Annotated in this window: 17 protein-coding genes and 1 tRNA gene; 15 read left to right on the top strand and 3 right to left on the bottom strand. The window is 70.6% G+C overall.

Going from position 1 to position 19,370, the window contains the following annotated elements; translation table 11 throughout:
• Positions 1 to 207 precede the first annotated feature (207 nt).
• Together ACFWI9_RS26470 and ACFWI9_RS26475 are read left to right on the top strand one after the other, a co-directional pair.
• Positions 208 to 1,665: an NAD-dependent malic enzyme gene (locus ACFWI9_RS26470; RefSeq protein ID WP_387165625.1), complete on the top strand. Its 1,458-nt coding sequence runs from the start codon at positions 208 to 210 to the stop codon at positions 1,663 to 1,665.
• Between the two features lie 399 nt (positions 1,666 to 2,064).
• Positions 2,065 to 2,346 (top strand): HU family DNA-binding protein, encoded by a 282-nt coding sequence (locus ACFWI9_RS26475; protein ID WP_004571953.1) that lies wholly within the window; start codon positions 2,065 to 2,067, stop codon positions 2,344 to 2,346.
• Between the two features lie 239 nt (positions 2,347 to 2,585).
• On the opposite strand, the gene murA is transcribed toward ACFWI9_RS26475, so the two are convergent.
• Positions 2,586 to 3,926, bottom strand: coding sequence for a UDP-N-acetylglucosamine 1-carboxyvinyltransferase (gene murA, locus ACFWI9_RS26480; protein ID WP_387165627.1), 1,341 nt, complete (start codon positions 3,924 to 3,926; stop codon positions 2,586 to 2,588).
• Between the two features lie 242 nt (positions 3,927 to 4,168).
• Here murA and ACFWI9_RS26485 point away from each other — a divergent pair, with 242 nt between their 5' ends.
• The 6 genes from ACFWI9_RS26485 to ACFWI9_RS26510 all read left to right on the top strand — a co-directional run bounded on the left by ACFWI9_RS26485 (position 4,169) and on the right by ACFWI9_RS26510 (position 11,207).
• A complete protein-coding gene (locus ACFWI9_RS26485; RefSeq protein WP_387165629.1) occupies positions 4,169 to 4,729 on the top strand; it encodes a YqgE/AlgH family protein in 561 nt (186 codons plus the stop codon).
• A gap of 30 nt (positions 4,730 to 4,759) precedes the next feature.
• On the top strand, positions 4,760 to 5,053 hold the full coding sequence (locus ACFWI9_RS26490; RefSeq protein ID WP_387165631.1) for a DUF3039 domain-containing protein: 294 nt from the start codon (positions 4,760 to 4,762) through the stop codon (positions 5,051 to 5,053).
• A 564-nt stretch (positions 5,054 to 5,617) separates the two neighbouring features.
• On the top strand, positions 5,618 to 6,496 hold the full coding sequence (locus ACFWI9_RS26495; protein ID WP_387165633.1) for an FAD binding domain-containing protein: 879 nt from the start codon (positions 5,618 to 5,620) through the stop codon (positions 6,494 to 6,496).
• Entirely contained in the window at positions 6,493 to 7,971 is a 1,479-nt protein-coding gene (locus ACFWI9_RS26500) for a 2Fe-2S iron-sulfur cluster-binding protein (protein ID WP_387165635.1), read from the top strand. Before ACFWI9_RS26495 ends, ACFWI9_RS26500 begins: the two co-directional genes overlap by 4 nt.
• Positions 7,968 to 10,301 carry a xanthine dehydrogenase family protein molybdopterin-binding subunit gene (locus ACFWI9_RS26505; protein ID WP_387165637.1) on the top strand — a complete coding sequence of 778 codons (2,334 nt, stop codon included), beginning with the start codon at positions 7,968 to 7,970 and terminating at the stop codon, positions 10,299 to 10,301. Before ACFWI9_RS26500 ends, ACFWI9_RS26505 begins: the two co-directional genes overlap by 4 nt.
• Before the next feature lie 351 nt (positions 10,302 to 10,652).
• The gene (locus ACFWI9_RS26510; protein ID WP_387165639.1) at positions 10,653 to 11,207 is read left to right on the top strand and encodes a hypothetical protein; all 555 of its coding nucleotides are present in this window, start codon (positions 10,653 to 10,655) and stop codon (positions 11,205 to 11,207) included.
• Between the two features lie 51 nt (positions 11,208 to 11,258).
• Here ACFWI9_RS26510 and ACFWI9_RS26515 read toward each other — a convergent pair.
• Positions 11,259 to 11,333: transfer RNA gene (locus ACFWI9_RS26515), tRNA-Cys, on the bottom strand.
• 216 nt (positions 11,334 to 11,549) lie between these two features.
• Between ACFWI9_RS26515 and ACFWI9_RS26520 the strand changes: the two genes are divergently transcribed.
• The 6 genes from ACFWI9_RS26520 to ACFWI9_RS26545 all read left to right on the top strand — a co-directional run bounded on the left by ACFWI9_RS26520 (position 11,550) and on the right by ACFWI9_RS26545 (position 17,512).
• On the top strand, positions 11,550 to 13,040 hold the full coding sequence (locus tag ACFWI9_RS26520) for an MFS transporter (RefSeq protein ID WP_387165641.1): 1,491 nt from the start codon (positions 11,550 to 11,552) through the stop codon (positions 13,038 to 13,040).
• 24 nt (positions 13,041 to 13,064) lie between these two features.
• Positions 13,065 to 13,265: a CopG family transcriptional regulator gene (locus ACFWI9_RS26525; protein WP_387165643.1), complete on the top strand. Its 201-nt coding sequence runs from the start codon at positions 13,065 to 13,067 to the stop codon at positions 13,263 to 13,265.
• The gene (locus tag ACFWI9_RS26530; RefSeq protein WP_387165645.1) at positions 13,262 to 13,651 is read left to right on the top strand and encodes a type II toxin-antitoxin system death-on-curing family toxin; all 390 of its coding nucleotides are present in this window, start codon (positions 13,262 to 13,264) and stop codon (positions 13,649 to 13,651) included. The genes ACFWI9_RS26525 and ACFWI9_RS26530 overlap by 4 nt, the downstream gene beginning before the upstream one ends.
• A gap of 119 nt (positions 13,652 to 13,770) precedes the next feature.
• On the top strand, positions 13,771 to 15,561 hold the full coding sequence (locus ACFWI9_RS26535) for a DEAD/DEAH box helicase (RefSeq protein ID WP_387165647.1): 1,791 nt from the start codon (positions 13,771 to 13,773) through the stop codon (positions 15,559 to 15,561).
• Between the two features lie 456 nt (positions 15,562 to 16,017).
• A complete protein-coding gene (locus tag ACFWI9_RS26540; RefSeq protein WP_338677010.1) occupies positions 16,018 to 16,659 on the top strand; it encodes a helix-turn-helix domain-containing protein in 642 nt (213 codons plus the stop codon).
• 58 nt (positions 16,660 to 16,717) lie between these two features.
• A complete protein-coding gene (locus tag ACFWI9_RS26545) occupies positions 16,718 to 17,512 on the top strand; it encodes a S16 family serine protease (protein ID WP_387165649.1) in 795 nt (264 codons plus the stop codon).
• A gap of 59 nt (positions 17,513 to 17,571) precedes the next feature.
• On the opposite strand, the gene ACFWI9_RS26550 is transcribed toward ACFWI9_RS26545, so the two are convergent.
• Positions 17,572 to 18,048 carry an Lrp/AsnC family transcriptional regulator gene (locus ACFWI9_RS26550; protein ID WP_387165651.1) on the bottom strand — a complete coding sequence of 159 codons (477 nt, stop codon included), beginning with the start codon at positions 18,046 to 18,048 and terminating at the stop codon, positions 17,572 to 17,574.
• Positions 18,049 to 18,171: 123 nt separating this feature from the next.
• Between ACFWI9_RS26550 and hppD the strand changes: the two genes are divergently transcribed.
• Positions 18,172 to 19,317, top strand: a complete 1,146-nt coding sequence (gene hppD / locus ACFWI9_RS26555) for a 4-hydroxyphenylpyruvate dioxygenase (RefSeq protein WP_387165653.1) — start codon at positions 18,172 to 18,174, stop codon at positions 19,315 to 19,317.
• The last annotated feature ends 53 nt before the right edge of the window (positions 19,318 to 19,370 follow it).

The following is a 19,370-nucleotide window of genomic DNA, read 5'->3' on the forward strand; positions in this document are numbered from 1 at the left end:
CGTCACCCTCAGGGTGACGCGGGCCTCTTCGTTTCCCGATTCCCGGGGTGTTCTCGTAATGTGGAAAACACTTTCCGAGAACAAAAGCAACAGTATTACCAGCTACTCGCAGGTAGGTGCGACGATCGGAAAGCCTGTCCGGCCTTCGCCGGGCGGGTCATGAGCAATGAAGCTCGATGAAGCTAGGGAAAGCAGAGGAACCCGGCCATGGCAACGGCGCCCAGCGTCTCGTACTCGATGACGGTCCGGCTGGAGGTGCCCGCGAGCGGAACCGCGGTCTCCCAGCTCACCACGGCGGTCGAGTCATCGGGTGGATCGGTCACCGGCCTCGACGTCACCGCATCCGGTCACGAGAAGCTGCGTATCGACGTCACGATCGCGGCGACATCCACCACGCACGCCGACGAGATCGTCGAGAAGCTGCGGGGCATCGAGGGCGTCGTCCTCGGCAAGGTCTCCGACCGTACGTTCCTGATGCACCTCGGCGGCAAGATCGAGATGCAGTCCAAGCACCCCATCCGCAACCGTGACGACCTGTCCATGGTCTACACGCCGGGTGTGGCCCGCGTCTGCATGGCGATCGCCGAGAACCCCGAGGACGCGCGCCGCCTCACCATCAAGCGCAACTCCGTCGCCGTCGTGACGGACGGTTCCGCCGTACTCGGCCTCGGCAACATCGGCCCCAAGGCCGCGCTGCCGGTGATGGAGGGCAAGGCGGCCCTCTTCAAGCGCTTCGCAGGCATCGACGCCTGGCCGATCTGCCTGGACACCCAGGACACCGACGCCATCGTGGAGATCGTCAAGGCGATCGCGCCCGGCTTCGCCGGGATCAACCTGGAGGACATCTCCGCGCCCCGCTGCTTCGAGATCGAGGCGCGGCTGCGCGAGGCCCTCGACATCCCGGTCTTCCACGACGACCAGCACGGCACCGCCATCGTGGTGCTCGCCGCGCTCACCAACGCGCTGCGCGTGGTGGGCAAGGCGATCGGTGACGTACGGGTCGTCATGTCCGGTGCGGGCGCGGCCGGTACGGCCATCCTCAAACTGCTCATCGCGGCGGGCGTCAAGCACGCCGTCGTCGCCGACATCCACGGCGTGGTGCACGCGGGCCGCGAGGACCTCGTGGACGCGGCGCCGGGTACGGCGCTGCGCTGGATCGCCGACAACACCAACCCCGAAGGCGTCACCGGCACTCTGAAGCAGGCCGTCGTGGGCGCCGACGTGTTCATCGGCGTCTCCGCGCCCAACGTCCTGGGCGCCGAGGATGTCGCGGCCATGGCGGACGACGCCGTCGTGTTCGCGCTCGCGAATCCGGACCCGGAGGTCGAACCGGCAACCGCGCGCCAGACCGCGGCAGTTGTGGCCACCGGACGCTCCGACTTCCCCAACCAGATCAACAACGTACTGGTGTTCCCCGGAGTCTTCCGCGGGCTCCTCGACGCGCAGTCCCGTACGGTGAACACGGACATGATGCTCGCGGCGGCGAAGGCCCTCGCGAGTGTCGTCACCGAGGACGAGCTGAACCCGAACTACATCATTCCGTCCGTCTTCAACGACAAGGTCGCCGGGGCGGTGGCGGGAGCCGTGCGCGAAGCCGCGAAGGCGGCCGGTACGACCGCGGGCGCCGCCGGCGGCGCGGTTGTGACCGAACCCACGCCGGGCTGACCCGCGCTCGGCGCGTCGCCGGTCGCGAGCCGGGAACACCCCTCTAGGGTGGCGGACCATGAGCCCGCGGCCGGCTGTGTCGTACGACCTGCCGGCCAGCCGTGGCCCATGGCTCCGGGGAGTCGCGAGGGAGTCGACGGAACGTCACCACGACGGGGCGGTGGCGCTCTTCGTGTGACTCCGGAGGGTGCCGGATTGGCTTTCCCGCCGGTGGTGGGGGCAGGATGCTCCTCTGAGGGCCTGCGCCCTAGGGGGAACCCCATGGACGCGGAGGGTCTGCCGAACAGACCCGGGTCCGGGGATGTCCGAGCACCCTGGCAGCATCGGCTTCGCTGTGTCCGATATGCGGCTCCGCCGCTTGGCACGCCTCATAGGCAAGAAGAACACGGGAGTAAGAACATGAACCGCAGTGAGCTGGTGGCCGCGCTGGCCGACCGCGCCGAGGTGACCCGCAAGGACGCCGACGCCGTGCTGGCCGCTCTCGCCGAGACCGTCGGCGAGGTCGTCGCCAAGGGCGACGAGAAGGTCACCATCCCCGGCTTCCTCACCTTCGAGCGCACCCACCGTGCCGCTCGCACCGCGCGTAACCCGCAGACCGGCGACCCGATCCAGATCCCGGCCGGCTACAGCGTGAAGGTCTCCGCGGGCTCGAAGCTCAAGGAAGCCGCCAAGGGCAAGTAAGGCGACCCGCGAGCACCGCGGCACTCCGCGAGGCCTCGCGACGCCTCACGACGCGTGCGTGACGCGTCCGCGCGCATCGTGCGAGGGGCGACCACCCGGGACCGGGCGGTCGCCCCTCTGTGCGTTTCCGGGGGGCCTTCCCAGCGGGGCAGGCGCTCACCGAAACGGGTGTGGCCCCGGCTGTCACTGTCACAGTCACAGCCGGGGCCACACACCCGCCATCAGTGCCGCAGCGTGGCTCAAACCACCGCGCCCGCCGGGAGCTCGACCTTCGCGCCCAGCTCCACCAGTTTCTCCATGAAGTTCTCGTAGCCGCGGTTGATCAGGCCGATCCCGTGCACCCGGGAGGTGCCCTGCGCCGCCAGCGCCGCGATCAGATACGAGAACCCGCCCCGCAGGTCCGGGATGACCAGGTCCGCGCCCTGGAGCTTCGTCGGGCCGGAGACGACCGCCGAGTGCAGGAAGTTGCGCTGGCCGAAGCGGCAGTCGGAGCCGCCCAGGCACTCCCGGTACAGCTGGATGTGCGCGCCCATCTGGTTCAGCGCCGAGGTGAAGCCCAGCCGCGACTCGTACACCGTCTCGTGCACGATCGACAGACCCGCCGCCTGCGTCAGGGCCACGACCAGCGGCTGCTGCCAGTCCGTCTGGAAGCCGGGGTGTACGTCCGTCTCCAGGGCGATGGCGTTGAGCGAGCCACCGGGGTGCCAGAAACGGATGCCCTCGTCATCGATCTCGAAGGCGCCGCCGACCTTCCGGTAGGTGTTCAGGAAGGTCATCATCGAGCGCTGCTGCGCTCCGCGCACATAGATGTTGCCCTCGGTCGCCAGCGCCGCGGAGGCCCAGGAGGCGGCCTCCAGGCGGTCCGGGAGCGCCCGGTGCGTGTAACCGCCGAGCCGCTCGACTCCGGTGATCCGGATCGTTCGGTCGGTGTCCACCGAGATGATCGCGCCCATCTTCTGCAGCACGCAGATGAGGTCCTCGATCTCCGGCTCCACGGCCGCGTTGGACAGTTCGGTGACGCCCTCGGCGAGCACGGCCGTCAGCAGCACCTGCTCGGTCGAGCCGACCGACGGGTACGGCAGCCGGATCTTGCAGCCCCGCAGCCGCTGCGGGGCCTCCAGGTACTGCCCGTCCTCACGCTTCTCGATCTTCGCGCCGAACTGGCGCAGCACGTCGAAGTGGAAGTCGATCGGCCGACCGCCGATGTCGCAGCCGCCGAGGCCGGGGATGAACGCGTGGCCCAGGCGGTGCAGCAGCGGTCCGCAGAAGAGGATCGGGATCCGGGAGGAGCCCGCGTGTGCGTCGATGTCGGCGACGTTGGCGCTCTCGACATACGTCGGATCGAGTACCAGCTCGCCGGGCTCGTCACCGGGCCGCACCGTCACGCCGTGCAGCTGGAGCAGCCCGCGCACCACCCGCACATCGCGGATGTCGGGCACATTGCGCAGTCGGCTCGGCCCGCTGCCGAGCAGCGCGGCGACCATGGCCTTCGGCACCAGGTTCTTGGCGCCGCGGACGCGGATCTCGCCCACCAGCGGGGTTCCGCCGTGGACAAGCAGTACATCGTCTGTGCCGGTCATGAATCTCGCGTTCCGGAGGTCCCCCTCTCAGCGGTGGCGAGGGGGAGGGCGGGCAGGGGCCAGGGAAAAGGTTAAGGCCCTCCTACCCGTGTTCCATAAGGCCAAGGGCACCTCGTATGCGTAATGAATCCGACACGGTACGTTCTGTTCCCCCACATAAGCGGAGGGTTACGGTCCGTTGTGCGGTCCGCACTCCGCAGGCCGCTCCCCGCCGAAGGCGAAGATGCGGGATCATGTCTCGCATGACCGAGGTGTCCTCCCTCACAGGGCGGCTGCTCGTCGCCACTCCGGCCCTCGCGGATCCGAACTTCGACCGCGCGGTGGTGCTCCTGCTCGACCACGACGAGGAGGGTTCGCTCGGCGTGGTCCTGAACAGGCCCACGCCCGTGGTCGTCGGCGACATCCTGGAACCCTGGGCGAGCCTGGCGGGCGAGCCCGGCGTGGTCTTCCAGGGCGGCCCCGTCTCGCTGGACTCGGCCCTCGGTATCGCCGTCATCCCCGGCGACGAGGGCCCGCTCGGCTGGCGCCGGGTGTACGGGGCGATCGGCCTGGTCGATCTGGAAGCCCCACCCGAGCTGCTCGCGTCGGCCCTCGGCTCGCTGCGTATCTTCGCGGGGTACGCGGGCTGGGGTCCCGGACAGCTGGAGGACGAGCTCACCGAGGGCGCCTGGTACGTGGTCGAGTCGGAGCCCGGCGACGTGTCGGCGCCGCGCCCGGAGAGCCTGTGGCGGGCGGTGCTGCGCCGCCAGCGCGGCGAGCTGGCGATGGTCGCCACATATCCGGACGACCCTTCGCTCAACTGAAGCGGCCGCCCTTAAGTACCCTTGACACTCATGAGCACTCTTGAGCCCGAGCGCGGGGCAGGTACGGGCACCCTCGTAGAGCCGACACCGCAGGTGTCGCATGGCGACGGCGACCACGAGCGCTTCGCCCACTACGTCCAGAAGGACAAGATCATGGCGAGCGCCCTCGACGGCACTCCCGTGGTGGCACTGTGCGGCAAGGTCTGGGTGCCGGGGCGCGACCCCAAGAAGTACCCGGTCTGCCCGATGTGCAAGGAGATCTACGAGTCGATGGGCTCGGGTGGCGACCAGGGCAAGGACAAGGGCGGCGGCAAGGGCAAGTAAGCCGCCGGCCCGGCCGGGGCGGGGTCGGTGCTTCCCGCCCACCGCTCCGTCGGCGTCCTCCTCGTCCATAGGGGCCCATGAGTTCCGTGGGTTCCATCGGCAGCATCCGGGTCCATTCCGGTCCTTCCGCGTCGGACGGCCTCCGGAGGCGCGCTGCGGGCGCGCTACCGGAGGTCGTCCGCGTACGGGCGTCCCCGGCAACCCCGTCACCGACCGGACTCCTCGGACGCCAGATCGAGTAGTCGCCCCCAATCGTGTGAGCCCGGCAACAAGGGGGTGCCATGCGGGGTGCTGCCTGACACTGTGGACGGCAACAGGGAAAAGTCGTACAAGGACCGCGGAAGAGCGATAACCCGCATGTGACAGCACCGTCACGGCATACCGGACGATCCCCCGCCTATGGGGTGGCCGACACCGATGCGCCGCTCGTCCGAGTCGCAGACCCTCGCGCCGGACTGTTCGGAAGATGTGCCAGAGTTGCCACCTCCGGGCCGTGAGCACGTACGGTACGGCAACACAGTCGGACAGCTCGGACAGCCGGGACACCGGGAAGGGGCAGCTGGGTTGACCACGCACGCATCGCAGGCGACGCAGCCCGTGACGCTGCCGGCTTCGCTCGACGAGGCCGTGGCGGCGCTCAGCGCCATGCCCGCCGCCGTGCCGGTCGCGGGTGGCACGGACCTGATGGCCGCCGTCAACAAGGGCCGGCTGCGGCCCGCGGGTCTGGTCGGCCTCGGCCGGATCAACGAGATCCGCGGCTGGCAGTACCAGGACGGACACGCGCTGCTCGGCGCCGGACTCACCCACGCCCGGATGGGCAGGCCCGACTTCGCCGCGCTGATCCCCGCCCTTGCCTCGTCCGCGCGCGCCGCGGGACCGCCGCAGATCCGCAACGCGGGCACCCTCGGCGGCAACATCGCCACCGCGGCCCCCACCGGAGACACCCTGCCCGTGCTCGCCGCCCTGGAGGCGGAGCTGATCGTCGCCGGCCCTGGCGGTGCCCGCCGCGAGCTGCCGGTCTCCCATCTGCTGGCCGGCCGGGACATGCTGGGTCCGGCCGAGCTGATCGGCTTTGTACGTGTGCCGCTGCTGCACGCTCCCCAGGTGTTCCTCAAGGTCACCGGGCGCACCGGCCCCGGCCGTGCCTCCGCGTCCGTCGCCGTCGTACTCGACCCGGCCCGGCGCGGTGTGCGGTGCGCGGTCGGAGCGATCGCTCCGATGCCGCTGCGCCCGCTGGAGGCGGAGCGGTGGATCGCGTCGCTGATCGACTGGGACGGTGAGCGCGGGCTGGCGCCCGAGGCGCTGACCGCCTTCGGGGAGTACGTGGCGGCGGCCTGCATCCCGGACCCGGACGGGGGCGAGCAGATGCCGCCCGCGATCCTGCACCTGCGGCGCACGGTCGCCGCGCTGGCCCGACGAGCACTGGGGAGGGCGCTTTCGTGACCACGGAAGACAACGGCTCGCAGCGGTCGGAAGAGCAGCAGCACGCGCATGAGCGGCAACAGGCGGCGCAGGAAACGCGTGAGCAGCGCCGGGGCCGCTGGCAGCCCATCCCGCAGGGCGAGTACGACTCCGATATGACGGCGTTCGTCCAACTGCCCCCGGACGGAGCCATGGACGCTCCGCTCGCGGCGCCCGGCCACGGCTTCGTACCCCCGCCCATGATCATGCCGCTGACTCCGGCGGAGAGCGCCACGCCGTCCTGGCCCGAGCCCGAAGCGGGCGACCCGCAAGCGACCGCGCAGTGGACGTTCCCGGACGCGGTGCACCCGCAGCGGGGCGACGAGACCGCCCCGCCCGGCGAGACGGCGCACGAGGACACCTCGCGCGGCGAGGCGACCGAGCTCACCGGGCAGTGGACCATCCCGCTGGCACAGGGTGACCTTCCGGACGAGTCGGGGGAGTACTCCTCCTCCGCGCTGGCGTCCCACTGGGGTGACCGCACACCGCCGGCCACCCTGCCGGGTGGTGCGCCCGCGCCCTGGGCGGCGCCTTCGGCGGAGCCGAACGCCTATGAGCCGGCTCCCGAGCAGACTCCGGTCTCCGGGGAGCCCGCGTCCTATCCGGCGACCCTGCCCGGTGGCGCTGCGGCGCCCTGGGCGACGGCGGACACAGATGCGGATACGTATACAGAGGCGGAGGCCGCGGCGGAGACCGCGCAGCCCGAGTCCAGCAGTGCCGAGCCCGTCGAGAAGACCGAAGCGGAGGCTGCCGGGACCGCCGAATCGGCCCAGGCCGAAGTTCCCGCCGAAGGCCGGACCGAAGCCCCGGTAGCGGAAGCGCCGTCCGCGTCCGCCCCGCTCTCCCCGCACGGAGACGAGCACCCGACCACCTCGTACGTCCTGCGGGTGAACGGTGCCGACCGACCCGTCACGGACGCCTGGGTCGGCGAGTCCCTGCTCTACGTCCTGCGTGAGCGCCTAGGCCTCGCGGGCGCGAAGGACGGCTGCTCGCAGGGCGAGTGCGGCGCGTGCAACGTCCAGGTCGACGGCCGGCTGGTGGCCTCCTGCCTCGTCCCCGCGGCCACCGCGGCCGGGTCCGAGGTCCGCACGGTCGAAGGCCTCGCCGTGGACGGCGAGCCCTCCGATGTGCAGCGCGCCCTCGCCGCCCGCGGCGCGGTCCAGTGCGGTTTCTGCATCCCGGGCATGGCCATGACCGTCCACGATCTGCTGGAGGGCAACCACGCCCCCACCGAGCTGGAGACCCGACAGGCGCTGTGCGGCAACCTCTGCCGCTGCTCCGGCTACCGCGGGGTCCTGGACGCCGTGCGCGAGGTCGTCGCCGAGCGCGAGTCCGCCGCCGAGCCTGCCGAGGCCTTCGAGCCCGGCGCCGAGGCGGTCGCCCGCATCCCGCACCAGGCACCCCCGGGGGCGGGCAGTGTGCAGCCGCTCCACCCGCATGACGGAGGCATGGCGTGAGCAACGACGCGGCCACCACCGCGGCCACATCCACCACCGCGACGCCCCTGGCGGCCGACGGCCCCGGGCAGGAGCCGCCCGCCCACGGACTGGGCGCCTCGCTCCCGCAGGCCGACGCCCGTGCCAAGACCGAGGGCACCTTCCCGTACGCCTCCGACCTGTGGGCGGAGGGCCTGCTGTGGGCCGCGCTCCTGCGCTCCCCGCACCCGCACGCCCGTATCACCGCCATCGACACCTCCGCCGCCGCCGCCATGCCCGGCGTACGGGCCGTCGTCACGCACACCGACGTCCCCGGTGACGCGGCGTACGGACGCACTGTCGCCGACCGCCCGGTCTTCGCGTCCGACCTGGTCCGCCACCACGGCGAGGCGATCGCCGCCGTCGCCGCCGACCATCCCGACACGGCCCGGCTCGCGGCAGCCGCGATCACGGTCGAGTACGAGATCCTCGAACCGGTCACCGACCCCGAGCAGGCGTTCTCCGCGGAACCGCTGCACCCCGACGGCAATCTGATCCGGCATATCCCGCTCAGCTACGGCGACCCCGCGGTGTCCGGCGAGACCGTAGTCGAGGGCCTCTACCGGATCGGCCGCCAGGACCCGGCCCCCATCGGGGCGGAAGCGGGCCTCGCCGTGCCGCGCCCCGACGGCGGCGTGGAGATCTACACCGCGTCGACCGACCCGCACACCGACCGCGATCTGGCCGCCGCCTGCTTCGGGCTCGCTCCCGATCAGGTGAAGGTGGTCGTCACGGGCGTGCCCGGCGCGACCGGCGACCGCGAGGACCCCGGCTTCCAGATCCCGCTCGGGCTGCTGGCACTCAGAACCGGCTGCCCGGTGAAGCTGACGGCCACCCGCGAGGAGTCCTTCCTCGGCCACGCCCACCGCCATCCCACCCTGCTGCGCTACCGCCACCACGCCGACGCCGAGGGCCGCCTGGTGAAGGTGGAGGCCCAGATCCTGCTGGACGCCGGGGCCTACGCCGACGCCTCGTCGGAGTCCCTGGCCGCCGCCGTGGCCTTCGCCTGCGGACCGTACGTCGTGCCGCACGCCTTCATCGAGGGCTGGGCGGTACGCACCAACAACCCGCCGTCCGGCCATGTGCGGGGCGAGGGCGCGATGCAGGTGTGCGCCGCGTACGAGGCGCAGATGGACAAGCTCGCGGCGAAGCTCGGCCTCGATCCGCTCGAACTGCGGATGCGCAACGTGCTCGCCACCGGCGACCTGCTGCCCACCGGCCAGACGGTCACCTGCCCCGCCCCGGTCGCGGAACTGCTCCAGGCCGTACGCGACTTCCCGCTGCCGCCGCTGCCCCTGGACACCCCGGAGGACGCCTGGCTGCTCCCGGGCGGCCCCGAAGGGGCGGGCGAACCGGGCGCGGTGCGCCGCGGCGTCGGCTACGCGCTGGGCATGGTCCATATGCTCGGCGCCGAGGGCACGGATGAGGTCTCGACAGCGACGGTCAAGGTCCAGGACGGTGTGGCCACGGTCATCTGCGCGGCTGTGGAGACCGGCCAGGGCTTCGCCACACTCGCCCGGCAGATCGTCCAGGAGACCCTGGGCATCGACGAGGTGCATATCGCGCCCGTCGACACCGACCAGCCCCCGGCGGGCCCGGCCACTCACGGCCGCCACACCTGGGTCTCGGGCGGCGCGGTCGAGCGTGCCGCGAGGATGGTCCGCACCCAACTGCTCCAGCCGCTGGCGCACAAGTTCGGGATGTCCACCGAACTGCTCCAGATCACGGACGGCAAGATCACTTCGTATGACGGTGTGCTGTCCACGACCGTCACCGAGGCGATGAACGGCAAGGAGCTCTGGGCCACCGCCCAGTGCCGCCCGCACCCCACCGAGCCGCTGGACGGCCAGGGGCAGGGTGACGCCTTCGTCGGGCTCGCCTTCTGCGCCATCCGCGCGGTCGTGGACGTCGACATCGAACTCGGTTCCGTGCGCGTGGTCGAGATGGCGGTCGCCCAGGACGTCGGCCGTGTGCTCAACCCGGCCCAGCTCGCGGCCCGTATCGAGGCGGGCGTCACCCAGGGCGTCGGCGCGGCCCTCACCGAGAACCTGCGCACCGCCCGCGGTCTGATCCGCCATCCCGATCTCACGGGTTACGCGCTGCCGACCGCCCTCGACGCCCCTGACATCCGCATCGTCACACTCATCGAAGAGCGCGACGTGGTGGCCCCCTTCGGTGCCAAGGCCGCCAGCGCGGTCCCGGTGGTCACCTCCCCGGCGGCCGTCGCCTCCGCGGTACGCGCAGCCACGGGCCGCCCGGTCAACCGTCTCCCGATCCGGCCCCAGGCAGCGGTGGCGGCGGTCGGCTCGTAGCCCTCGTGACACGGCGCGCGACGCGCCGTCAGGCGAAGGGCGGCGAGGCGCGGCACAGCGCCGCGCCGCTGCGTCGTCCGGCGAGTGGCGCCGTTGAGGACTGCGTTCGACCGGCCCGACGACGATGCGTCGCTCGACGGGGTCCGGCGACTCGCCGCGCAGGTCGCACTGGGCGGACGCTGATTCGCGCATTTCTTCTTTCTTCCGACGCAATTGCACCCACAGCACCCGGTGTTTCACGAAGGACACCAATCGATAAGAGATGTGCCATGCTGGTCACCTGAGGTCAACCAAAGGGCGACCGTTGTGCGTCGCGGGGCCCGTGTGATCGCTCATCCGTGGGGGCACTAAGTGATCCAGTTCGTTGTGCCTATCGCTTTCTCCGTCGCCATGTCCCTGCTGAATCGTGGAAATTCGAGTGAGACCCGCTGGGAGCTCGCCGAGAAATCCGCAGGTGGATTCGACCAAGAGCTTGAGTCCGTAGAGCGTATCGGCGTGTTCGCGAACAGCACTCACGCGGAAATCAGAATCGAGAGGACTGTTTCGCGGCAGTGGCGGCGTTCTGTGGCATGGGACGTCAAGGCGGCAATCAGTGAGGCGGTCAAGGCGAATGTCGTGGTGGCCGAAGCGGAGTTGACAGCTTCTCTCGAGCTGCGTCGGGGAACCGAAACCACAGAGCAATATGCGTCAGCCCAGCAGATTTCCGTGAGTGTTCCGCCTGGCTCGCATGTGGAGATCCTGGTGCACTGGTACCGGCAGATCCAGACCGGGACGCTCTCATTGGTGAAAACGGCGGCCGATGTTTCCAACGTCCGGCCCGCGCACCTGACGGTTCCGTATCGTGAGGTTTCGGGGATGATCGCAGAGGTGCGCGTCAATGACGTCGCGAGACTGACTGACGGCTGATCGACGCCCGTTCGGGGGCGCCGCTCTTCTGCTTCGCCTGGGTCAAGGCAGTGGAGACCGTGATCGGATTCGAACCGATGTAACTCGCTTTGCAGACGAGCCCCTGAACCACTCGGGCACACGGTCGTGTGGTGTCGACCGTAGGAGCGCCGGACGGGCTCGTTCAAGCGCCGGGCCGGGGTCGGCATACGACTGCAACGCGCTGTTCACAGTGGTTCATGCAAGACCCTGTCGTCGGCGCCGGGTGCCGGGCCGTAGGTCCCTGGGTGTAGGGCGGATGGACGAGTCAGGTCCCGTCTCGCGACAGGGCCGAATGTCAGAGACGCCCCTTACCCTGAGCTCATGACAGCACTCAAGCCGCGTGCGGCCGACACCGCCGCCGAGCTCCTCGACGCAGAGCTCGGCGGCGGTGTTCTCGGCAGCCGCTACCGCGCGCTCAGTGTCGGGATCGTCTCCGTCGTGCTGCTGATCGCCTTCGAGGCGACCGCGGTCGGGACCGCCATGCCGGTCGCCGCGCGGGAACTGCGCGGGGTCGGGCTCTACGCGTTCGGGTTCTCGGCGGTGTTCACGACAAGTCTGTTCGGCATGGTCGTCGCCGGGCAGTGGGCGGACCGGCGCGGGCCGCTGGGTCCGCTCGCGGCGGGGATCTCGGCGTTCGCGGCCGGGCTGCTGCTGTGCGGTACGGCGGGCACTATGTGGCTCTTCATCGGCGGTCGGGCCGTCCAGGGGCTGGGCGGCGGGTTGGTGATCGTCGCGCTGTACGTCGTCGTCGGGCGGGCGTACCCGCAGCGCCTCCAGCCGGCCGTCCTGGCCGCCTTCGCCGCGAGCTGGGTGATCCCGTCCGTGATCGGGCCGCTGGTCGCGGGCACGCTCACCGAACAGCTCGGCTGGCGCTGGGTGTTTCTCGGCATACCGCCCCTGGTCCTGGTGCCGCTGGCGCTCGCGCTGCCCGCGATCCGGCGGATGGCCTCGGGCCCGGTCACGGCGGCGGACGACGATCCGGCGGCGGTGCGCGCCGCCCGCTTCGACGGGCGCCGGATCAGGCTGGCGCTGGCCATCTCCCTCGGCACCGGGCTGATGCAGTACGCCGCGCAGGACCTGCGCTGGGTGTCGCTGCTCCCGGCTGCGGCGGGCGCGGCACTGCTGGTGCCCGCGGTGCGCGGGCTGCTGCCGCGCGGTACCTACCGTGCGGCCCGCGGGCTGCCGTCCGTGGTGCTGCTGCGCGGGGTGGCGGCCGGTGCCTTCATCTCCGCCGAGTCCTTCGTCCCGCTGATGCTGGTCACCCAGCGCGGCCTTTCCCCGACCCTCGCCGGTCTCTCACTCGCCGTGGGCGGGGCGACCTGGGCGCTGGGCTCGTTCGTCCAGTCCCGGCCGCGCGTAGAGCCGTATCGCGAGCGCCTCGCGGTGGCCGGAATGGTGCTGGTCACGGCGGCCATAGCCACCGCGCCGACCGTGCTGATCCCGTCCGTGCCGGTGGTGGTCGTGGCCGTGGCCTGGGGTTGGGGCTGCTTCGGTATGGGCCTGGTGATCAGCTCCACGAGCGTGCTGCTGCTCAAGCTGTCGCCGCCGGAGGAGTCCGGGGCGAACTCGGCGGCGCTCCAGATATCCGACGGACTGTCCAATGTGCTGCTGCTCGCCACCGGCGGCGCCGCCTTCGCGGCCCTGGGCGGTGGCGCGGTGGGCGCCCATGTGGTGCCGGCCGGGGCTGCCGAGCAGAGTGCGCACGCGGCGGCGTTCGCAGCGGTGTACGTGCCGATGGCGGCGGTGGCGCTGGTGGGGGTCTGGGTGGCGACGCGGCTGGGACCGCGCCGGGAAGTCGTGGTACCAGTTTGACCCCATCGGTGGTACCACTTTGGTATGGCCATGAACCTGCGTCTTCGCGACGACCAGACCGAAGCCCTGAAGCGGCGCGCCGAGGAAGAGGGCACCAGCATGCACGCCATACTGCTCAAGGCCGTCGACGAGTACCTCGCCAGAACCGCTCACCAGGCCATGGTCCGCAAGACCGCCCAGGAGCAGGTGGCCAAGTGGTCTGAACTGCTGGAGCGGCTCAAGTGACGTACGTCTACCTGGACGCGGAAGCCGTCCTGGCCATCGCCGCGGCGGCAGTGGATGACCAGGACGTCATCATTCGCGACCTCGGGTTGCTGGAGTCGGCCGTGCACCGCCCGTCGGCGTCGATGTACGGCCAGGAGGCATACAGCGATCTGTTCGAGAAGGCTGCCGCGCTGCTCCAGTCGCTCGCCGTCACCCGCCCGTTCATCGATGGCAACAAGCGCACGGCCTGGACCTCCTGCATGGTGTTCCTGGCCATGAACGAGGTGCAGTTGCGCCCTGACATCGACGCGGCCGAACGCTTGGTCATCGCGGTGTCCACGGGCGATCTGGACGAGGTGAAGGCGATCGCGAAGGCGCTGCGGGAGCTGGCCGAGCCACCGCTGTGACGCTCACCGCACCTGCGGGGGACGCGCCCGGGTTCGACCGGGTCGGGCACCGGGCCACCGATAGGGTGGCCCGGTTGTCGTACGACCGCACGTAGACCCGAGCGCCCGAACCGGAGACCGTGACTACCACCGCCTCGCACTCCCACCACCTCTCACCCGCCTTCCCCGGCCGCGCCCCCTGGGGCACCGCCAGCAAGCTGCGTGCCTGGCAGCAGGGGGCGATGGACAAGTACGTCCAGGAGCAGCCCCGCGACTTCCTGGCGGTGGCGACCCCCGGTGCCGGTAAGACGACCTTCGCGCTCACCCTCGCGTCCTGGCTGCTGCACCACCACGTCGTGCAGCAGATCACCGTCGTCGCGCCGACCGAGCACCTGAAGAAGCAGTGGGCGGCGGCAGCGGCGCGGATCGGGATCAAGCTGGACCCGGACTACAGCGCGGGCCCGCTGAGCAAGGAGTACGACGGCGTCGCCATCACCTACGCGGGTGTCGGCGTGCGCCCGATGCTGCACCGCAACCGCAGCGAGCAGCGCAAGACCCTCGTCATCCTCGACGAGATCCACCACGCCGGGGACTCCAAGTCCTGGGGCGAGGCCTGCCTTGAGGCGTTCGAGCCGGCGACCCGCCGGCTCGCGCTCACCGGTACGCCCTTCCGTTCCGACACCAACCCCATCCCGTTCGTCTCCTACGAGGAGGGCAACGACGGGATCCGGCGGTCCGCCGCCGACTACACGTACGGATACGGGAACGCGCTCGCCGACAATGTCGTGCGGCCCGTCATCTTCCTCTCCTACAGCGGCAACATGCGCTGGCGCACCAAGGCGGGCGACGAGATCGCCGCCAGGCTCGGCGAGCCGATGACCAAGGACGCCGTCTCGCAGGCCTGGCGCACCGCGCTCGATCCGCGCGGTGAGTGGATGCCGAACGTGCTGCGCGCGGCGGACCAGCGGCTGGGCGAGGTCCGGAAGTCGATCCCGGACGCGGGCGGCCTGGTCATCGCCTCCGACCAGGACTCGGCGCGGGCGTACGCCAAGTTGATCCGGGAGATCACCGGCAGCAAGGCGACCGTCGTACTGTCCGACGACACCGGTGCGTCGAAGCGGATCGACGAGTTCAGCGAGAACGACGACCGCTGGATGGTCGCCGTCCGGATGGTGTCCGAGGGCGTCGACGTGCCCCGCCTCGCGGTCGGGGTCTACGCCACGACGATCTCCACACCGCTGTTCTTCGCGCAGGCCGTGGGACGTTTCGTACGGTCCCGGCGGCGCGGTGAGACCGCGTCCGTGTTCCTGCCGACCATCCCCATGCTCCTCGGCTTCGCCAACGAGATGGAGGTCGAGCGCGACCATGTGCTCGACCGGCCCAGGAAGGACGGCGAGGAGGACCCGTACGCCGAGTCCGAGAAGGAGATGGACGAGGCCAACAAGCAGCAGGACGAGGACACCGGCGAGCAGGACATGCTGCCCTTCGAGGCGCTGGAGTCCGACGCGGTCTTCGACCGGGTGATGTACAACGGCGCCGAGTTCGGTATGCAGGCGCACCCCGGCAGCGAGGAGGAGCAGGACTACCTCGGCATCCCGGGGCTGCTCGAACCGGACCAGGTGCAGATGCTGCTCCAGAAGCGCCAGGCCCGGCAGATCGCGCACAGCCGCAAGAAGCCGGACGCGGAGGCCGACCTGCTGGAGCTGCCTGCCGAGCGGCGGCCCGTGGTCTCGCACAAGGAGCTGCTGGAGCTGCGCAAACAGCTCAACACCATGGTCAGCGCCTATGTGCACCAGAGCGGGAAGCCGCATGGCGTGATCCACACCGAGCTGCGGCGGGTGTGCGGCGGGCCGCCGAGCGCGGAGGCGACGGCGGGTCAGATCCGGGAGCGGATCAAGAAGGTGCAGGAGTGGGCCACCCGTATGCGCTGACGCTCGTACGGTCGTTCCGGTGCACGCCGTCGCCGATGCGGCGGCGCTCCTCCGGCCACCTGAGGCGAGGCGTGTGCAGCGGGTTCGGGCAACCCTGAAACACCCGCGCGCCCCGCACGGCATCCACGCGACCGGCGTTGACCCGCTGGGCGTACGAGACACCCCGGAGCAGCCCCCATGTGCGCCGCACCGGTCAGCGGACAGCGGGCACCGGCTGCCGTACGCCCCCGGCCCACGCCCGGATTCTGGACGAGGTCTTCCGCTCAGCGGAGCCTGTCGCTACATTCCCCGCATTGACAACGCCCCGTGGCAGCGCCGCCGCGGAGCGCAGCCGGTGTGCCACAACCTCCGGCGGCCTCTCCGTGCGTGCGGTTTGCTCCCTAGGGACCGGTCCCGCCGAACGGTCCGCGAGAGCGCTGCCGCTACTCACTCCGAAGACCGAAGGAGGGGGGCGTCGTGACCGCGGAGACTTCCCAGACGCTCGACCGGGGACTGCGTGTCCTCAAGCTGCTCGCCGACACCGACCACGGCCTGACCGTCACCGAGCTGTCCAACAGGCTCGGCGTCAACAGGACGGTCGTCTACCGGCTGCTCGCCACGCTCGAACAGCACGCCCTCGTCCGCCGCGACCTGGGCGGTCGGGCCCGGGTGGGACTCGGCGTGCTGCGCCTGGGCCGGCAGGTGCATCCGCTGGTACGGGAGGCGGCGATGCCCGCCCTGCGCTCGCTCGCCGAGGACATAGGCGCCACCGCCCATCTGACCCTGGTCGACGGGGCGGAGGCGCTCGCGGTCGCGGTCGTGGAACCGACCTGGACGGACTACCACGTGGCGTACCGGGCGGGGTTCCGGCATCCCCTGGACCGGGGCGCGGCCGGCAAGGCGATACTCTCCGCCCGCCAGGGTGGACTCACCGAGCCCGTGTGCACCCTCACCCACGGTGAACTGGAGGCGGGCGCGAGCGGGGCCGCCGCACCGCTGATCGGGGTGACGGGCATCGAGGGCAGTGTCGGGGTCGTCATGCTCGCCGAGGCCGTACCGGAGCGGGTGGGCCCCCGGGTGGTGGAGGCGGCCCGCGAGGTGGCGGAAGCGCTGCGCTGACCGGGGCCGCCCGGGGCCGGGCTCGTTGCCCCGTCCGGTGCCGCGTAGATTGGCACCCGTGTTCCTCTCTCGCCTCCCGCGCCCCTGGGCTCTCGCCGTCTGCGCCGTCCCCGTCGCCGCGCTGCTCGCGGTAGCCGGACTCGCACCGTTGCCCTTCACCCTGGCGCAGCCGGGCCAGACCACCAATGTGCTGGGGGCGGACCAGGGCGAGCCGGTGATCACGATCTCCGGCGTGCCCACCAGGCAGCCGGCCGGGGCGCTGCGCATGACGACGATCATGGCGACCGGGCCGTCCGCCGATGTGGACTTCGGCGATGTGGTGGACGCGTGGTTCCGCAGCGACCGCGCGGTGCTGCCGCGTGACGCCGTCTACCCGCCGGGGCAGTCCGACAGGGAGATCGAGAAACACAACACCGCCGAGATGGCGAAGTCCCAGAACAGCGCGGTGCGTGCGGCACTCGGATATCTCGAAGAGGACCCGGCGAAGGTGAAGGTCACCCTGAACCTCGCCGACGTGGGCGGCCCGAGCGCCGGGCTGCTCTTCGCGCTCGGCATCGTCGACAAGATCGAAGGCAACGGCGCGGGCGGCGATCTGACCGGGGGCCGTGATATCGCGGGCACGGGCACGATCACCCCGAACGGCGAGGTCGGCGCTGTCGGCGGGGTGGCTCTCAAGACCCAGGCCGCGGCCCGGGACGGGGCGAAGGTCTTCCTCGTGCCCAAGGCCGAGTGCATGGACGCCCATGCCGAGGCGCCCAAGAGCATGCGGCTGATCCCCGTGACGACGCTCAAGGACGCCGTGGACGCGCTGCGGCTGCTGGGCCAGGGCTCGGACAAGGTCCCGACCTGCTGAGCCGCCGCTCCGGCGATGCCCCCGGCCCCGGCCGTCAGGTCGCGGCAGTGGTGCGCAGCTCAACGACGGGCGTCCGCCGCCGCCTGTTCCACTAGCGGGATGACCCGCAGCCGCACCGGGTTCTCCATCACGATCGCCGTCGACGCCCGCACGATCCCCTCGAAGCCGACCACCCGGTCGATCACCCGCTGGAGATCCGCGTTGGAGCGGGCGACCAGTCGGCAGAGCATGTCGCCGTGGCCGGTCGTCGTGTGCAACTCCAGCACCTCGGGGACGGTCGCCAGATGGGCTCGTACATCCGTGCCCTCGCCCTGCTTGATCTCCAGCGTCGCGAACGCCGTCACCGGATATCCGAGAGCCGCCGGATCCACTTCCGGACCGAAACCCCGGATGACCCCGCTGGACTGGAGGCGGTCAAGGCGCGCCTGGACCGTGCCCCGGGCGACCCCCAGACGGCGGGAGGCCTCCAGTACGCCGATGCGTGGCTCGCGTGCCAGCAGCACAATCAGCTTGCCGTCCAGCTGATCAATCGTCATCGAAGACTCCCCGAATGGTCACCATGTACAGATAGCCCGAACAATTCGGACACTGACTGCGCAGATTGCCCAGCCCATAAACAAACTATTGCGCAGCTTGTGGATCGGCGGGAGTCTGCGGCCATGACTGAGATCCAGGAACAGACCCCTCACACCGCACGGCAGGCCGACCCCTTCCCGGTGAAGGGAATGGACGCGGTCGTCTTCGCCGTGGGCAACGCCAAGCAGGCCGCGCACTACTACTCCACCGCCTTCGGCATGAAGCTCGTCGCGTACTCCGGACCCGAGAACGGCAGCCGCGAGACCGCCTCGTACGTCCTCACGAACGGCGCCGCGCGCTTCGTTCTCACCTCCGTCATCAAGCCGTCCACGGACCGGGGCCGCTTCCTCGCCGACCATGTCGCCGAGCACGGCGACGGTGTCATCGACCTCGCCATCGAGGTGCCGGACGCCCGGGCCGCGTACGAGTACGCGGTCGCGCACGGCGCGCGCGGCGTCGAGGAGCCGTACGAGGTCAAGGACGAGAACGGGACCGTGGTGCTCGCCGCCATCGCCACGTACGGCAAGACCCGCCACACCCTGGTGGACCGCTCCGGCTACGACGGCCCCTACCTGCCCGGTTTCGTCGCGGTCGAGCCGATGGTGGCGCCCCCGGCCAAGCGCACCTTCCAGGCCATCGACCACTGCGTGGGCAATGTCGAGCTCGGCCGGATGAACGAGTGGGTGGCCTTCTACAACAACGTCATGGGCTTCACCAACATGAAGGAGTTCGTCGGCGACGACATCGCGACCGAGTACTCGGCGCTGATGTCGAAGGTCGTCGCGGACGGCACCCTCAAGGTGAAGTTCCCGATCAACGAGCCCGCCATCGCCAAGAAGAAGTCGCAGATCGACGAGTACCTGGAGTTCTACGGCGGCGCCGGTGTGCAGCACATCGCGCTCGCCACGAACGACATCGTGGAGACGGTGCGCACGATGCGCGCGGCCGGGGTGAAGTTCCTGGACACGCCCGACTCGTACTACGACACCCTCGGCGAGTGGGTCGGTGACACCCGGGTCCCGATCGAGACCCTCCGGGAGCTGAAGATCCTGGCCGACCGCGACGAGGACGGCTATCTGCTCCAGATCTTCACCAAGCCGGTCCAGGACCGTCCGACCGTGTTCTTCGAGCTCATCGAGCGGCACGGGTCGATGGGCTTCGGCAAGGGCAACTTCAAGGCCCTGTTCGAGGCGATCGAGCGTGAGCAGGCCAAGCGAGGCAACCTGTAGGACCGGTAGGCAGACGCGAGCGGCAGGGACGGGCGGGGGGGTTACCCCCCCGG

It is taken from the genome of Streptomyces sp. NPDC127084, assembly GCF_042724175.1.
Lineage (GTDB): Bacteria > Actinomycetota > Actinomycetes > Streptomycetales > Streptomycetaceae > Streptomyces.

Bases quoted from the DNA above. Each gene is read 5' to 3' on its own strand.
- murA (WP_387165627.1), bottom strand. From the start codon at position 3,926: ATGACCGGCACAGACGATGTACTGCTTGTCCACGGCGGAACCCCGCTG.
- ACFWI9_RS26470 (WP_387165625.1), top strand. From the start codon at position 208: ATGGCAACGGCGCCCAGCGTCTCGTACTCGATGACGGTCCGGCTGGAG.
- ACFWI9_RS26475 (WP_004571953.1), top strand. From the start codon at position 2,065: ATGAACCGCAGTGAGCTGGTGGCCGCGCTGGCCGACCGCGCCGAGGTG.
- ACFWI9_RS26550 (WP_387165651.1), bottom strand. From the start codon at position 18,048: ATGACGATTGATCAGCTGGACGGCAAGCTGATTGTGCTGCTGGCACGC.
- ACFWI9_RS26520 (WP_387165641.1), top strand. From the start codon at position 11,550: ATGACAGCACTCAAGCCGCGTGCGGCCGACACCGCCGCCGAGCTCCTC.
- hppD (WP_387165653.1), top strand. From the start codon at position 18,172: ATGACTGAGATCCAGGAACAGACCCCTCACACCGCACGGCAGGCCGAC.
- ACFWI9_RS26525 (WP_387165643.1), top strand. From the start codon at position 13,065: ATGGCCATGAACCTGCGTCTTCGCGACGACCAGACCGAAGCCCTGAAG.
- ACFWI9_RS26490 (WP_387165631.1), top strand. From the start codon at position 4,760: ATGAGCACTCTTGAGCCCGAGCGCGGGGCAGGTACGGGCACCCTCGTA.
- ACFWI9_RS26485 (WP_387165629.1), top strand. From the start codon at position 4,169: ATGACCGAGGTGTCCTCCCTCACAGGGCGGCTGCTCGTCGCCACTCCG.